Consider the following 14,808-nt stretch of genomic DNA (forward strand, 5'->3'; position numbering starts at 1 on the left):
GTAGTACTCAGGCCCCCTTGGCGACAAGGGGGCCTCTTTTCCCTGGATGTGGCGTGGATGATTTACAGGTGTTCCGCAACGGCTGAGGTACACGAAATAATTCTCAGGCTCGCAGAGATGTCTGTAGCCGACGACCGAGACGAAATTTACTGGGCGCGATACGAGTGACCACTGTCGTGCTCCCTTGGGGGTCCCCACGACTTCCACGCCGCGTTTCTCTGTGGAATAGCGGCGGGTAAGGACTATTTTCCCTGCTGGGACGATTTTTCTTCCGCGCAATGGTTCAATGCGTTTCTGGCGTGCCACATGCAGGCACCAGAGCGTGAGGAGTGGTGTGAGGCATACGCCTCCCATCATTAATGTTGTTACCGCACCCATGTGATGCAGCATTACGGGCCCCCTGAGGGACCTGACAGGCCCGCGGTCGGCGGCCGAGGGGGGGCTCGAAGTGTGTTCGGGGCGATCAGGGCGCGAGTTGCTCGACGCCCTCTTCAACCGCCGTGCCTCCCTGGACGACCCGCTGGAGAAGCACATGTCGTCGCCCCTGCCGCAGGTCGGCTCCGGGGAGCCGGTCTCCGACCTGATGCAGGTCCTCGGCACCGCGGACGCCGCGATCGTCCTGGTCGAGGGCAAGCCGACCGGCGTGATCGGCCGCCAGGACCTGCTGGCGTTCCTGGCGAAGACCGGCAAGTAGCACCCGGCCCCGCCGGGCGGCTCGCGGGCCGCGGCGACATGCGGGCTTCGCGGAAGTGGTACGAGCGCGTCACGTCGGCGCAGCACCGGCTTAACACGGGTCCGGCACATTGGTGGCTGTCGGCAGGGCGGGAGCGGCTCCCCGCCCCGGCCGGCGCCGAACGGCGTCAAGGACCTCCGGAGCGGCTCCCGGACCTCCACCGACGCCTGTGGACGCGCGCACCGGCTCGACCGGCCCGCGTCCTTCGCGGGGACCGCCGTCGTCCCGCCCCCCGTTGACGGGGGTGCGGCGGTCCCCGCGCATACGTTCCCCGGGGCCCGGGGCCCGGGGCACTGGTCCCCCGTATGCCCGGCGGACCATTCACCGGGGCACTGGTCCCCCCGTACACCCGGCGGACCAGTCCCCCGGGGACCGGCCACCCCCCGTACACCCGGCGGACCAGTCCCCGAGGACCACCCCCCCCGTACGCCCGGCGGACCCCTGGTCCTCTAGTCCCCTAGTCCTCCCAGCGGTCCTCGTCCTTCGGGCGTTTTCTGCCGCGGGTGCCGAAGAGGTCGGGGTTCACGCGGGTGGCCTGGAAGACGTTGACCCCGACGATGCCCGCCCACGCCACCAGCAGGCCCGCCAGGTCGGCCACCCCGCCGCCGATCGCGGACAGCGGGATCGCCAGCACCAGCGAGACGATGCCGAAGCCGAAGCGCTCGCCCCAGGAGTCCGTGGGCGCCGGGGAGCGGCTGTCGCGGGCCTTCGTCATCTGGTGCTCGGCCAGCTGACGGCGCACCCGCCGGTCCACCGCCCCGTCGATGCGCTGGTCCACCTTCTCCAGGAACGAGTCGACCAGCGCGGACTCGTACTCCTCGCCCAGCTCCCTGCGGGCGTGCAGGGTGGCGTCGAGTTCCTTCTTGAGGTCGGCGTCGTGCCCGTCCATTCCGCTCATGCGCTCCACCGTAGGCAGCCGCCCGCACGCCCGCACTGGGGTTAGCCCCCGTTTCCACCGGAGGCGGGCCCGCGGGATCTCCCGGGCCGCCCAGCAGTCTCCCTTGCCCCGCTGTATAGCGTCATGCAGAGTTCTCCCAGCGTGAATAGGCTGGTGTCCGGGTCGGTCGAGGGGAGCGTGGGCGGTGGTGGCGTCGCGGAGTGTGCTGACCCCGGCCGGGATCGTCGTCCTGGACGGCATCGGCCTGCGGGTCGAGGACGTCGTACGCCTCGCCGACCGCGGCGCGCGCCCCGTCCCCGGCACCGACGCGATGAAACGGGTCGAGGTCTCCTGGGACGCGGCCCGCCGCATCGCCGCGACCGGACGCGTCTACGGCCGCTCCACCGGCGTCGGCGCCAACCGCGGCGAGTCCGTGCCGACCGAGTCCGCCGCCGGGCACGGACTGCGGCTGCTGCGCAGCCACGCCGGGGGCATCGGCGCCGAACTGCCCGCCCGGCAGGTCCGCGCGATGCTCGCCATAAGGGCCAACCAGCTCCTCGCGGGCGGCGCCGGGCTGCGGCCCAGCGTGGTCACCGCCCTGTGCGAGGCGCTGGAGAGCGGCGCGCACCCGGCCGTCAACGAGTTCGGCTCGGTCGGCACCGGCGACCTCTCCGCCCTCGCCCAGCTCGGCCTCGCCCTCGCCGGGGAACACCCCTGGCGCGGCACCGGCGCCCCCGCCCCGCAGCCCCTCGACAACAACGACGCCCTCGCCCTGATCAGCAGCAACGCCCTCACCCTCGGCCAGGCCGCGCTCGCCCTCGACGAACTGCGCGGACTGATCGCCGCGACCCAGGTCGTCGCCGCGCTGTCGCTGCTGGCCGTGGACGGGTCGCACGAGGCGTACGCCGCGCCCGTGCACGCCGCCCGCCCCCACAAAGGGTCCACCGAGGTCGCCCGCCGGATGCGTGAGCTGATCGGCGCGCGGGACCGGCCGACGCCGCCGCTCGGGCGGATCCAGGACCCGTACGGCTTCCGCTGCCTGCCCCAGATACACGGGCCCGCGCACGACGCCGCCGACGCCCTGGACGACGTACTCGCCGTCGAGCTGAACTCCGCCGCCGAGAACCCGCTGATCTCCGCCGAGGATCTCGCCGCCTACCACCACGGCGGCTTCTACCAGGCCCAGCTCGCCCTCGCCCTCGACCACTTCCGCCTCGCCCTCACCCAGGTCGCCCGGCTGTCGACCTCCCGGCTCTCCACCCTCAACGAGCCCGCGTACACCCGCCTCAAGCCGTTCCTCGCCGACCAGGAACCCGCCTCGTCCGGGGTGATGATCCTGGAGTACGCGGCCGGCGCCGCCCTCGGTGATCTGCGGGCCTTCTCCGCGCCCGCCTCCCTCGGGCACGCCGTGCTCTCCCGCGGCGTCGAGGAGCAGGCCAGCTTCGCCTCGCTCGCCGCCCGGCAGACCCTGCGGGCCTGCGGCGCGTTCCGGCTGGTCGTCGGCTGCGAACTGGTCGCCGCCGTACGGGCCCTGCGCCTGCGCGATCTGAGCCCCGACCCCGGCCTGCCGGCCGGCCGGGCCCTGCGCCTGGCCACGAAGGCCCTGGACCCGGACCTCGCCGACCGCCCGCTCACCGACGACGTGACCACGGCGGCGGCACTTCTCGACCGGTTCACCGACATCTGGAGGGGCAGCACGTGACGAGCGGGACGCAGGGCCAGGAGGCCGCCGAGGAGCGGGTGCCCGACAGCGCCGCCGCACGGCTCCAGGCGCTCTTCGAGGGGCACCGGCTGACCCCCACCCAGCGGCGGATCGCGCACAGCATGGTGCGGCGCGCCGCCGACGTGCCGTTCCTGTCCAGCGTCGAACTGGCCGAGCTGGCCGGCGTCAGCCAGCCCTCCGTGACCCGCTTCGCGGTCGCCCTCGGCTTCGACGGGTACCCCGCCCTGCGCCGCCATCTGCGCGAGGTCGCGCCCGCCGAACCGGCCCCCGACAACGGCACCTACAACGCCTACCAGCAGGCGGTCGAGGCCGAGATCGAGAACCTGCGGCAGCTCGCCGAGACCCTCGCCGACCCGCGCCCGGTGCGGCGCGCGGGCCGGATCCTCGCCGCCTCCCGCCCGCTGCCGGTGCTCGGCCTGCGCGCCGCCGCCGCGCAGGCGTACGGCTTCAGCTACTTCGCCGCCAAGGTCCATCCCGACGTACGGCTCCTGGACGAGGGCGGCACGATGCTCCAGGACCGCATCGCCGCCGCCGTCCACGCCGGGGCCTCCGCCCTGCTCTGCTTCGCGCTGCCCCGCCATCCGCGCGAGGTCGTGGAGACCCTGACCTACGCCAAGGAGGCCGGACTGACCGTCGTCACGGTCGCCGACTCCGCCTTCGCCCCGGTCGCCAAGGTCTCCGACCTGCTCCTGCCCGCCGCCGTCGGCACCGGCCTCGCCTTCGACACCGCCTGCGCGCCCATGCTGCTGGGCCGGGTCCTCCTGGAGGCCATGTGCGACGACCTGCCCCAGGCCCAGATCCGGCTGGAGGAGTTCGACGCGCGGGCGGCGGCGCGCGGGCTCTTCGTGGAGTAGCCGCACCCCACGGCGGGGCGTTCTCAGACGGGTCTCAGCTTTTTCCGCTAATCTCCGGCGCCCGGACACCACAGGCCGAGGAGGCGGGAACATGGCACACGCGGATCGCAGGGCTCAGGGTTTGGCTCGGGTGGCCGTCGTCGTACGGGCCGGAGCGGGGCCGCTGTGGTGGCTCGGGGTGTTCGCGGCCGGGATCGGGGTGCTGCCGCCGGGGATCACCGGCCGGCGCATCGGGGTGCTGGCCGGGGCGGCGCTGTTCATCGTCGCGTTCGCCGTGGTCGCCCTCGCCCGCCGCAAGCGGTACGTCGCCCTCGCCGACGGCGCCGCCCGCGCGGGCAAGCACGATGTGCTCCAGGACCGGGCCGTGACCACCCGCAACTGGCGGCGCGGACACCGCTGGTGGCTGGTTCTGGCGTTCCTCGCCGCGCTGGGCGGCGCGTTCGCGGTGCCCGCCGCCGGGGGGATGCTGCTGGCCGGCTGCGGAGCGGGGCTGCGCCTCAAGGCCGCCTGGCTCGGCCGCCGCGAGCAGACCGAGGAGGCGCTGCTGTGGGTCCGCGTCGACTGGCTCTCCGGTGGCGGCGGACGCCCGGCCGGCCCGGCGGTCAAGGCGTACCGCACCACCGGTGTCGCGGCGGGCGACGCGGCCCCGGGCGGGGCCCGCCGCCGCACCGGCGCGCCGGTCTGACCCGCCCCGCGGAGCCGGACCTCCGGCTCAGACTTCCCGCTCAGACCTCCGACTCGGACTTCCCGCTCAGACTTCCCGCTCAGACCTCCGGCTCAGACTTCCGGTTCAGACTTCCAGGTTCTCCTCGATCTTCTTCAGCTGGTGGCGGGCCATCGCCAGGTTCGCCCGGCCGGAGTCCAGGACCAGATAGAGGAAGAGTCCGTTGCCGCCGCGGCCCTTGAGCAGCCGGATCAGGTGGTACTGGCCGGACAGGGTGATCAGGATGTCCTCTATCTCGGCCTTCAGGCCCAGGTGCTCCATCGTGCGCATTTTCGCCCGCACCACGTCGGTGTTGCCCGCCGCGGCCACGTTGAGGTCGAAGCTCTTGCTGCCGCCCAGGGTGCCCAGGGCCATACCGCTGGTGTAGTCGACCAGCGCGACCCCGGTGGCGCCCTCGATGGAGGAGAGCGCTTCCTTGAGGGCGGTCTCGGTGTTCGCCATGGTGATGGTGTCCTCTCGGTTCTTGCTGTCTGTCATTTCGGGAGCGGGGCGGCGTCCAGGAGGGCGCCTATCCGGGCGGCGGCGCGGCGGCCCTCCAGATGGAGGCGGCCGACGTTGACGCGGTCCTCGGTGAGCAGGGTCAGTACGGCTGTACGGCCCGCCGCGTACGTCGCCACATAGCCGCGTGTGCCGCGCAGCAGCAGTTCGCGCAGCTCACCGCGGGCGGTGGCGTCCGTGGTGCGTACGGCCACGCCCAGCGCGGCGGCGGTGAGCACGGCCAGGCCCTCCGGTTCGACGCCGGGGGTGTCGTGGGCGACGACCAGGCCGTCGACCCCGGCCGCGAGGGCGCCGGTGAGCTGGGGCATCAGGGCGCGCAGCCGGTGGAGTTCGTCCAGCACGGGCGTCGGGCGGCCCGTCGGGAGGTTCATGGGTTCGCTCCTTTCGGCGTACGTCGTCCGGGTGTGCGTCCGCGTCCGCGTGGGCGGGTGCGTCCGCGTCTCGTCGTACGGTCGTCGGCGGTCAAAGGGCCTCCAGCGCATCCCTGAGCCTCTTCAGCAGGGTGATGTCGGGGTCGGCGGCACGGTCGTCCCGGAGCGGCCCCGGCCTAACCAGCCCCGCGGCGGCCAGCCGCCGTACGTCCACCAGGGTGTGGAAGGCGAGCCGGCCCAGGTCGCGGGCGATCTCCGGTGCCGTACGGATCCCGTCCACCCGCTCCAGCACGGCCCACTGGCGGGCGGTGACCGAGCGCGCGGCGGTCCCGGCCGGGCCCGGCGCGGCGGGTGCGCGGGTGAGGGGCGCGGTGTCGGCGCGGGCGTCGGGCCAGATGCGGTGGAGCAGTGCCCGGCGGCGTACGACCGACCGCTCCAGCACCCCCACCGGCACCGGTCCGCCGTGCTCGGGCGGGGGAGGGGCGCCGTACCGGAAACGGCCGGGCACGCTGCTGGGCGCGAGCGCGAAGTACGCGGCGTCGTAGAGGGCTTCGAGGCGGTACAGCTCCCACGCGCCCTCGGCGAGCGGCCGGTCGTCCCCCGGCGCGGTGACCGGCCGCCGTGGCGCCGAGGGGCTCTCGGCGTACGTCACCTGCCCGTCGGTCAGATGCAGGGTGCCGCGTTCGCGGTGCAGGGTGCCGGTGGCGTGTTCGGCGGCCAGCCGGGTGAGCATGGGGGAGACCACGACGGGTACGGCGGTCCGGGGGGCGGGCGCCGCCGCCCGGGGCGCGGGGTGGGACCGGGACGGCAGTGGAGGCTTGGTGGCCACGGCGCTCACCCCAGCACCAGCCGGCCGGCCATCTCCCCCAGACGGATACGGGCGAGCGCGAGGTTCCCCTCGGCCCGGCCGAGCCACACATGCAGGAACACGGTGCTGTCGAAGCCCGTCGGCAGAAAGCGCAGGACGTGATAGCCGTCCCGGGTCGTGACGATCAGATCCTCGACCGGAAGCCCGCCCGCGCCCCCCGCCCCGCCGTCCGCCGCCCCGCCGTCCGCCGCCGGGGTCCCCGACCCGTCCTCCGGCGCGAAGACCTTCAGCTCCATCGCCGGACGGGCCAGTTCCGCCGCCTCCGCCGCCGCGGCCTCCGCGTCACCGCCCGGGAACTCTCCTACGACCCCCAGCGCCAGCCCGCTCGTCCAGTCCACCAGCGCGGCGCCCCGCGCGCCGGGCAACCGCATCGTCTCCAGCAGACACTCGTCGATTCCGGGCACGCCTGTCTCCCCTCCCGCCTGGTGTGCGCATGAGTGACGTAGAAACTACGCACCGTACGGGCGGCTGGTGAGGCTTCCGGCATTTTCCAGTGGAACATGCATCCGTCGTACTAGTGTTGGTCAACTGACGTGTGTCTCACCGGGATTGACGTTCTCCGACCGGTCTGAACCGCCGGGTCCGGGTCATCGGACCGGGCCACCGGGCCACCGGGTGATCGGACCGGGCCACCGGGCCGACCCGCCGGACCGACCCACCGGACCGACCCGCCGGTCCGGGCCGTCAATGGCTCTCGGGGGCGCACAAGGTGGTGAGCGCGTCCGTGTGCGCCTCTCCGGACTCCGCGACGATCTCCTCCAACCGCTGCGGCTCACGCACCGTCGCGAACCCCGTCCCGCCCCTCTCCTCGGGACCCTCCGTCACGAACCCGTACACCCCCGGCCTGCCCAGGGAGTTGTACGAGTAGTGGTGGGCGAAGTAGTACGCGCCGGTGTCCAGCGCCGCCGCGTAGTCGCCCTGCTCCAGCAGGGGCAGGGCCCGGCCCTCGGCCAGCAGGTCGCCCGAGAAGCAGGCGGGGCCCGCCACGTCCTGCACCACCGGGGGCCCCGCCTTCGGCCGCCCCTCCGTGTCGTACCCGGTGATCCGCAGCGGCCACGCCTGCGGCGCGTACACCGTCCGCGTCGCCACCTGTACGCCCGCGTGGGTGACGGCGACCGGCCGCCCGCCCGCGCTCTTCGCGTACTCCACCCGCGCCACCACCGTGCCGTGCTTGGCCAGCAGCGACCGCCCGAACTCGGTCACCAGCCCGTACCGCCCGTCGAACAGCCCCGGCACCGCCTCCCTCAGCACCCGCGCGTACCGCGCGTACGTCGGGGTCTCCGCGTCCGAGTCGAAGTTGACCGGCAGTCCGCCGCCGATGTCGAGGGTGTCGATCTGGCGCCGCCCGATGCGCGCGTTGATCTCCTCCGCCAGCGCGTACGTCTCCGCCACGCCCCGCGCCAGCAACTCCAGCGGGATGCCCTGCGACCCGGTGTGCGAGTGCAGCCGGGTCAGCCACGGCCGCTCCAGGAACATCCGTACGATCCACTCCCGCGCCCCCTCGTCCCCCAACGCCACCCCGAACTTCGAGGTCGCCGTGGAGGTGGACGTGGACGCGATCGCGCCACCGCCGACCTGCGGATTCACCCGGATCCCCAGCGGCGAGCGGCTCGGCGCGGACCGCATCAGCGCGTCGATCCGGGCCAGTTCCTGCGGGTTGTCGGCGTTGAGCGCGACCCCCAGCGCCAGCGCCTCGCGCAGTTCGGCCGGGGTCTTCGCGGGCGAGTCCAGCACCGTCCGCTCCGGCGGCAGCCCCGCCGCCCGGGCCAGCGCCAGCTCACCGGGGCTCGCCACCTCCGCGCCGATGCCCTCCTCACGCAGCAGCCGCAGCACCGGCACCAGCGGGCACGCCTTCACCGCGAACGCGTGCAGCACCGGCGTGCCCGCCGCCGTCACCTCGGCGAACGCCGCCCGCAGTGCCGCCGCCGACTCGCGGATGCCGGTGACGTCCAGCAGCCCGACGACCGGAGCGGCCGGGCCGAGCAGCCCCTGCTCGACGGCCGCCCGCACCGCCGCGTCCCGCCGCACCGCCCGCGCACCGGCCCGCCCCTCGTCCGTGGCCGCACGCACCTCGGTCATGTCGCCGTCCCCCGTTCCGTACGCAGCGTGTGAACCGTTCGACCCCATGGGTCCAGCCAAACATCCGCCATCGGCGCGTGCCGGGCCACCCCGGTATTGACTAGCCCTATTCATCGGATCAGGATGTGAATAGCTGAGGTATCAGAGTGCACGGGCGTCGCCGCTCCGCGACACCGAACCGGCCAGGAGGCAGCCATGTCAGGACCCCGCCCCGTCCGAGCCCCCCGAGGAACGGAGCTGAGCGCCCTGGGATGGCAGCAGGAAGCCGCCCTCCGGATGCTCCAGAACAACCTCGACCCCGAGGTCGCCGAGCACCCCGACCAGCTCGTCGTCTACGGCGGCACCGGCAAGGCCGCCCGCGACTGGCGCTCCTTCGACGCCATGGTCCGCACCCTCCAGGGGCTCAAGCAGGACGAGACCATGCTCGTCCAGTCCGGTCGCCCGGTCGGCGTCATGCAGACCCACGAATGGGCGCCGCGCGTCCTGATCGCCAACTCCAACCTCGTCGGCGACTGGGCCACCTGGGAGGAGTTCCGCCGCCTGGAGGCCCTTGGGCTGACCATGTACGGTCAGATGACCGCCGGGTCCTGGATCTACATCGGCACCCAGGGCATCCTCCAGGGCACCTACGAGACCTTCGCCGCCGTCGCCGCCAAGCGCTTCGGCGGCAGCCTCGCCGGGACCATCACCCTCACCGCCGGACTCGGCGGCATGGGCGGCGCCCAGCCCCTCGCCGTCACCATGAACGACGGCGTCGTGATCTGCGTCGACTGCGACCCCCGGGCCATCGAGCGCCGGATCGAACACCGCTACCTCGACGTCCGGGCCGACAGCCTCGACCACGCGCTCCGGCTCGCCGTCGAAGCCCGGGACGCCCGCCGCCCGCTCTCCATCGGGGTGCTCGGCAACGCCGCCGAAGCCTTCCCGCAGCTCCTCGCCCAGGGCGCCCCCGTCGACATCGTCACCGACCAGACCTCGGCCCACGACCCGCTCGCCTACCTCCCGGCCGGTGTCGCCTTCGAGGACATGGCGTCCGCCGCCGCGAAGGACCCCGCCGGGTTCACCACGCGGGCCCGCGAGTCCATGGCCCGGCACGTCGAGGCGATGGTCGGCTTCCAGGACGCCGGCGCCGAGGTCTTCGACTACGGCAACTCCATCCGGGGCGAGGCCCAGCTCGCCGGATACGACCGGGCGTTCGCCTTCCCCGGCTTCGTCCCCGCCTACATCCGCCCCCTGTTCTGCGAGGGCAAGGGCCCCTTCCGCTGGGCCGCGCTCTCCGGGGACCCGGCCGACATCGCCAGGACCGACCGGGCGATCCTCGACCTGTTCCCCGAGAACGAGTCCCTCGCCCGCTGGATCGAGCTGGCCGGTGAACGCGTCCGCTTCCAGGGGCTGCCGGCCCGAATCTGCTGGCTCGGCTACGGGGAGCGGGACAAGGCAGGCGAGCGGTTCAACGACATGGTGGCGAGCGGAGAGCTGGCCGCCCCGCTGGTGATCGGCCGGGACCACCTCGACTGCGGGTCGGTCGCCTCGCCCTACCGGGAGACCGAGGCCATGCGGGACGGCTCCGACGCCATCGCCGACTGGCCGCTCCTCAACGCCATGGTGAACGTCGCCTCGGGCGCCTCCTGGGTCTCCCTCCACCACGGGGGCGGCGTCGGCATGGGGCGCTCCCTGCACGCCGGTCAGGTGACGGTCGCCGACGGCACGAAGCTGGCGGGTGAAAAGATCCGCCGGGTGCTGACCAACGACCCCGGGATGGGCGTGATCCGGCATGTGGACGCCGGGTACGACATCGCGGAGGACGTCGCGGAGCAGCGGGGCGTCCGGGTACCGATGCGTGAGGGTGACGAGGCGTGAGGGACGGCAAGGCCGCCGGCAAGGACGCCGGAAGGGACGAGGACAAGGCCGCCGGCAAGGACGCCGGAAGGGACGAGGACAAAGTCTCCGGCAAAGAGGTCGGCAAAGACGCCGGCAAAGAGGTCGGCAAAGACGACGACAAGGCCGCCGACAGGGGCGACGGCGACGGCGACGGCGGCGGGGCCCGCGACCGCGCCCGACCGGTACCGGGTGCCTCCTTCCACACCATGTGGCGGGAGCTGCTCCCCGTAGGCCGGCACCCCGACTCGCACGGCTACCGGCGCTTCGCCTGGACCCCGGCCGACGCCGACTGCCGGGGCTGGTTCGAGGAGCAGGCCGTGGCGCGCGGACTGCGCCACGAGGTCGACCGGAACGGCAACCAGTGGGCCTGGGCCGGGGACCCCGCGCTCGGGGACGCGGTCGTCACCGGGTCCCACCTGGACTCCGTGCCCGACGGCGGCGCGTTCGACGGCCCCCTCGGTGTGGTGTCCTCCTTCGCCGTGCTCGACGAACTGCTCCGGCGCGGCGTCCCGCTCGACAGACCCCTCGGCATCGTCAACTTCGGCGACGAGGAGGGGGCGCGGTTCGGGCTCGCCTGCGTGGGATCCCGGCTGACGGCGGGGCGTCTCAGCCGCGAGGACGCCCACCGGCTGACCGACGCTGACGGCGTCACCCTGCCCCGGGCGATGGAGGCCGCCGGTCACGACCCCGGCAGTATCGGCGCCGACCCCGAGCGGCTGGCCCGGATCGGCGCGTTCGTCGAACTCCACGTCGAGCAGGGGCGGGCCCTCGATCTCAGCGGTGACGCCGTCGGCATCGCCAGCGCCATCTGGCCGCACGGACGCTGGCGGTTCGACTTCCGGGGCGAGGCCAACCACGCCGGGACGACCCGGCTGGCCGACCGGCGCGACCCGATGCTGCCGTACGCCGAGACCGTGCTGGCGGCCCGGCGCGCGGCGCTGCTCCACCGGGCCGTCGCCACCTTCGGCAAGGTCGCCGTCGAACCCAACGGCGTCAACGCCGTCCCCTCCCTGGTCCGCGGCTGGCTCGACTCCCGGGCCGCCGAACAGGGCGACCTGGACGCTGTCGTCGCCGAGATCCAGGACACCGCCCGGTCGTACGCCGAGGCGCACGGCGTCGCTCTGGACGTCACCCGCGAGTCCTTCACCCCCGTCGTGGAGTTCGACCACGCCCTGCGCGACGAGATCGGCCGCATCCTGGGCCGGGACACCGACCTCACCGTGCCCGTCCTGGGCACCGGGGCCGGGCACGACGCCGGGATCCTCTCCGGCAGCGTCCCGACCGCCATGCTGTTCGTCCGCAACCCGACCGGTGTCTCGCACTCCCCGGCCGAGTCCGCCGCCGAGGACGACTGCGTGGCCGGAGTGCTCGCGCTGGCCGACGTACTGGAAGGGCTGATCCGCGCATGACCCGGACCCGCACCTACTGGCTGGAACACGCCTGGCTCGCCACCCATGTCGAACCCGGCGTCACCCTCACCGTGCGCGACGGCCGCGTCCACACCGTCGCCACCGGGGCCGACACCCCGCCGCCCGGCGCCGAGGTGCTGCGCGGACTCACCCTCCCCGGCCTCGCCAACGCCCACTCGCACGCCTTCCACCGCGCCCTGCGCGGCACCGTCCAGGTCGGCTCGGGCACCTTCTGGACCTGGCGCGAGATCATGTACTCCGTCGCCGACCGGCTGACCCCGGAGACCTACCACGCGCTCGCCCGTGCCGTGTACGCCGAGATGGCCCTCGCCGGGATCACGGCCGTCGGGGAGTTCCACTACCTCCACCACGCCCCCGGCGGCACCCCGTACGCCGACCCCAACGCCATGGGCGAGGCGCTCATCGCCGCCGCCTCCGAAGCGGGCATCCGCCTCACCCTCCTCGACACCTGCTATCTCTCCTCCGGCTTCGGACAGCCGCCCGACGTCCACCAGCTCCGCTTCTCCGACGGCACCGCCGACGCGTGGGCACAGCGCTCTTCAGTTCTCAAGGACCGCGATCACGTACGGATCGGGGCGGCCGTCCACTCCGTGCGGGCCGTGCCCGCCGACGCGTTGGCGACCGTCGCCGCCTGGGCGCGGGAGCGCGGGGCCCCGCTGCACGTCCATCTCTCCGAGCAGACCGCCGAGAACGACGCCTGCCGGGCCGCCCACGGACGGACCCCCGCCCAACTCCTCGCCGACCACGGGGTGCTCGGCCCCCGCACCACCGGCGTCCACAACACCCATCTCACGGACGCGGACATCGCCCTGGTCGGCGGCTCCGGCACCGGCACCTGCATGTGCCCGACGACCGAACGGGACCTGGCCGACGGCATCGGCCCCGCCCCCGCCCTCCAGCGCGCCGGGTCACGCCTCTCGCTCGGCTCCGACAGCCACGCCGTCATCGACCTGTTCGAGGAGGCCCGCGCGATGGAGCTGAACGAGCGGCTGCGCACCCGCGCGCGCGGTCACTGGACGGCCGCCGCGCTGCTGCGGGCCGCGACCGTCGACGGCCACGCCGCCCTCGGCTGGGACGAGGTCCGCGGTATCGAGCCGGGCGGGCTCGCCGACCTCACCACCGTCGCCCTCGACTCGGTCAGGACGGCGGGGCCGGAACCCAGGCTCGGCGCGGAGACGGCCGTCTTCGCCGCGACAGGGGCCGACGTACGGCACACGATCGTGGGCGGGCGGCAGGTCGTCCGCGACGGGGCCCACACCCTCGTACCCGACGCGCCGCACGAACTGGCCCGCGCGGTCGCCGCCCTCCGCGGCTGACACCCTCCTCCTCGGCAGACCCCCCAGCCACCGCCACCACCGTCCCCCACGAGGCCACGATGAGCAGCAGCACCGTCATCACCAACATCGCCACGCTGGTCACCAACGATCCCTCCCTCGGTGACGGCTCCCCTCTCGGACTGGTCCGGGACGCGGCCGTCGTCATCGACGGCGACCGGGTCGTCTGGACCGGTGAATCAAGCAAAGCACCCGCCACTGACAATCGGGTCGACGCCGACGGCCGGGCCGTCGTCCCCGGCTTCGTCGACTCGCACTCCCACCTCGTCTTCGCGGGCGACCGCACCGAGGAGTTCAACGCCCGGATGTCCGGCCGCGCCTACAGCGCGGGCGGTATCCGCACCACCGTCGCCGCGACCCGCGCCGCCACCGACGCCCAGCTCGAAGCCACCCTCGTCCGCCATCTCGCCGAGGCGCTCCGGCAGGGCACCACCACCATGGAGACCAAGTCGGGCTACGGCCTCACCGTCGCCGACGAGGCCCGCGCGCTGCGGATCGCCGCCGCCCACACCGACGAGGTCACCTACCTCGGCGCCCACATCGTCCCCCCGGACCTCGCCGACGACCCGGATGGCCCCGCACGGTACGTCGCCCTCGTCACCGGCGAGATGCTCGACGCCTGCGCGCCGTACGCCCGTTGGGTGGACGTCTTCTGCGAGAAGGGCGCGTTCGACGGCGACCAAGCCCGCGCGATCCTCACCGCGGGCCAGGCCAAGGGGCTCCTCGCGCGCGTCCACGCCAACCAGCTCACCTACGGCCCCGGCGTCCGGCTCGCGGTCGAACTGGGCGCCGCCAGCGCCGACCACTGCACCCACCTCACCGACGCCGACGTCGACGCCCTCGCCCAGGGCGACACCGTGGCAACCCTGCTGCCCGGCGCCGAGTTCTCCACCCGCGCGCAGTGGCCCGACGCGCGCCGGCTGCTGGACGCGGGGGCCACCGTCGCGCTGTCCACCGACTGCAACCCCGGCTCGTCGTTCACGTCGTCCGTGCCGTTCTGTATCGCCCTCGCCGTACGGGACATGCGCATGACCCCCGACGAGGCCCTCTGGTCGGCCACTGCGGGCGGCGCCGCGGCCCTGCGCCGCACCGACATCGGCCGCCTCACCGAGGGCGCCTACGCCGACCTGACGCTCCTGGACGCACCCAGCCATGTCCACCTGGCCTACCGGCCCGGCGTCCCCCTCGTCTCCGAGGTGTGGCGCCGCGGCACCCGCGTCGTCTGACGGCGACACCGCCCCACGGAACGCCGCCCGCCGCCCGCCGCCCGCCGTCTTCCGCAGAACGTCGCCGTACAACGCCGACCGGCGCCGCACAGAATGCCGTGCGGCGCCGGTCGGAAAGCCCTGAGCGTGCTCGAACGGGTCGCTCGAAGGGTCGCTCGAACGGGTCGCTCGAACGGCCGGTGCCGGGTCGGTGGCCGTGCTCCCGCGCCC

At 73.8% G+C, this 14,808-nt stretch carries 12 protein-coding genes and 2 pseudogenes; 8 read left to right on the plus strand and 6 right to left on the minus strand.

Going from position 1 to position 14,808, the window contains the following annotated elements:
* Positions 1-466: 466 nt before the first annotated feature.
* Positions 467-694: pseudogene (locus ACIQNG_RS16545) on the plus strand (cystathionine beta-synthase); the annotation flags it as partial.
* Positions 695-1,190: 496 nt separating this feature from the next.
* Here ACIQNG_RS16545 and ACIQNG_RS16550 read toward each other — a convergent pair.
* The gene (locus tag ACIQNG_RS16550; RefSeq protein WP_401485716.1) at positions 1,191-1,622 is read right to left on the minus strand and encodes a hypothetical protein; all 432 of its coding nucleotides are present in this window, start codon (positions 1,620-1,622) and stop codon (positions 1,191-1,193) included.
* A gap of 196 nt (positions 1,623-1,818) precedes the next feature.
* Here ACIQNG_RS16550 and ACIQNG_RS16555 point away from each other — a divergent pair, with 196 nt between their 5' ends.
* The 3 genes from ACIQNG_RS16555 to ACIQNG_RS16565 all read left to right on the plus strand — a co-directional run bounded on the left by ACIQNG_RS16555 (position 1,819) and on the right by ACIQNG_RS16565 (position 4,872).
* Positions 1,819-3,312 (plus strand): aromatic amino acid ammonia-lyase, encoded by a 1,494-nt coding sequence (locus tag ACIQNG_RS16555; protein WP_401439794.1) that lies wholly within the window; start codon positions 1,819-1,821, stop codon positions 3,310-3,312.
* Positions 3,309-4,187, plus strand: a complete 879-nt coding sequence (locus tag ACIQNG_RS16560) for a MurR/RpiR family transcriptional regulator (protein WP_401439795.1) — start codon at positions 3,309-3,311, stop codon at positions 4,185-4,187. Before ACIQNG_RS16555 ends, ACIQNG_RS16560 begins: the two co-directional genes overlap by 4 nt.
* A gap of 91 nt (positions 4,188-4,278) precedes the next feature.
* Positions 4,279-4,872, plus strand: coding sequence for a hypothetical protein (locus ACIQNG_RS16565; RefSeq protein ID WP_401439797.1), 594 nt, complete (start codon positions 4,279-4,281; stop codon positions 4,870-4,872).
* Between the two features lie 105 nt (positions 4,873-4,977).
* On the opposite strand, the gene ACIQNG_RS16570 is transcribed toward ACIQNG_RS16565, so the two are convergent.
* From ACIQNG_RS16570 to ACIQNG_RS16590, 5 genes and pseudogenes are all read right to left on the minus strand, one after another.
* A complete protein-coding gene (locus ACIQNG_RS16570) occupies positions 4,978-5,352 on the minus strand; it encodes a hypothetical protein (protein WP_401439930.1) in 375 nt (124 codons plus the stop codon).
* Positions 5,353-5,390: 38 nt separating this feature from the next.
* Positions 5,391-5,780 (minus strand): annotated as a pseudogene (locus ACIQNG_RS16575) (roadblock/LC7 domain-containing protein); the annotation flags it as partial.
* 91 nt (positions 5,781-5,871) lie between these two features.
* A complete protein-coding gene (locus tag ACIQNG_RS16580) occupies positions 5,872-6,618 on the minus strand; it encodes a transcriptional regulator (RefSeq protein WP_401485586.1) in 747 nt (248 codons plus the stop codon).
* Complete coding sequence (locus ACIQNG_RS16585; RefSeq protein WP_401485588.1) at positions 6,615-7,052, minus strand: hypothetical protein; 438 nt, start codon at positions 7,050-7,052, stop codon at positions 6,615-6,617. Before ACIQNG_RS16585 ends, ACIQNG_RS16580 begins: the two co-directional genes overlap by 4 nt.
* A 280-nt stretch (positions 7,053-7,332) precedes the next feature.
* A complete protein-coding gene (locus ACIQNG_RS16590; RefSeq protein WP_401485590.1) occupies positions 7,333-8,727 on the minus strand; it encodes a diaminopimelate decarboxylase in 1,395 nt (464 codons plus the stop codon).
* A gap of 195 nt (positions 8,728-8,922) precedes the next feature.
* Between ACIQNG_RS16590 and hutU the strand changes: the two genes are divergently transcribed.
* From hutU to hutI, 4 genes are all read left to right on the plus strand, one after another.
* Positions 8,923-10,587: a urocanate hydratase gene (gene hutU / locus ACIQNG_RS16595; RefSeq protein ID WP_401439803.1), complete on the plus strand. Its 1,665-nt coding sequence runs from the start codon at positions 8,923-8,925 to the stop codon at positions 10,585-10,587.
* Between the two features lie 227 nt (positions 10,588-10,814).
* Positions 10,815-12,017, plus strand: coding sequence for an allantoate amidohydrolase (locus ACIQNG_RS16600; RefSeq protein ID WP_401485718.1), 1,203 nt, complete (start codon positions 10,815-10,817; stop codon positions 12,015-12,017).
* Positions 12,014-13,354 carry a formimidoylglutamate deiminase gene (locus ACIQNG_RS16605; RefSeq protein ID WP_401439805.1) on the plus strand — a complete coding sequence of 447 codons (1,341 nt, stop codon included), beginning with the start codon at positions 12,014-12,016 and terminating at the stop codon, positions 13,352-13,354. The genes ACIQNG_RS16600 and ACIQNG_RS16605 overlap by 4 nt, the downstream gene beginning before the upstream one ends.
* 59 nt (positions 13,355-13,413) lie before the next feature.
* Positions 13,414-14,598 carry an imidazolonepropionase gene (gene hutI, locus ACIQNG_RS16610; protein ID WP_401439806.1) on the plus strand — a complete coding sequence of 395 codons (1,185 nt, stop codon included), beginning with the start codon at positions 13,414-13,416 and terminating at the stop codon, positions 14,596-14,598.
* Positions 14,599-14,808 lie beyond the last annotated feature (210 nt).

This window comes from Streptomyces sp. NPDC091377 (genome assembly GCF_044757045.1).
GTDB lineage: Bacteria > Actinomycetota > Actinomycetes > Streptomycetales > Streptomycetaceae > Streptomyces.

Bases quoted from the DNA above. Each gene is read 5' to 3' on its own strand.
- ACIQNG_RS16570 (WP_401439930.1), bottom strand. From the start codon at position 5,352: ATGGCGAACACCGAGACCGCCCTCAAGGAAGCGCTCTCCTCCATCGAG.
- ACIQNG_RS16600 (WP_401485718.1), top strand. From the start codon at position 10,815: ATGTGGCGGGAGCTGCTCCCCGTAGGCCGGCACCCCGACTCGCACGGC.
- hutI (WP_401439806.1), top strand. From the start codon at position 13,414: ATGAGCAGCAGCACCGTCATCACCAACATCGCCACGCTGGTCACCAAC.
- ACIQNG_RS16550 (WP_401485716.1), bottom strand. From the start codon at position 1,622: ATGGACGGGCACGACGCCGACCTCAAGAAGGAACTCGACGCCACCCTG.
- ACIQNG_RS16605 (WP_401439805.1), top strand. From the start codon at position 12,014: ATGACCCGGACCCGCACCTACTGGCTGGAACACGCCTGGCTCGCCACC.
- hutU (WP_401439803.1), top strand. From the start codon at position 8,923: ATGTCAGGACCCCGCCCCGTCCGAGCCCCCCGAGGAACGGAGCTGAGC.
- ACIQNG_RS16590 (WP_401485590.1), bottom strand. From the start codon at position 8,727: ATGACCGAGGTGCGTGCGGCCACGGACGAGGGGCGGGCCGGTGCGCGG.
- ACIQNG_RS16565 (WP_401439797.1), top strand. From the start codon at position 4,279: ATGGCACACGCGGATCGCAGGGCTCAGGGTTTGGCTCGGGTGGCCGTC.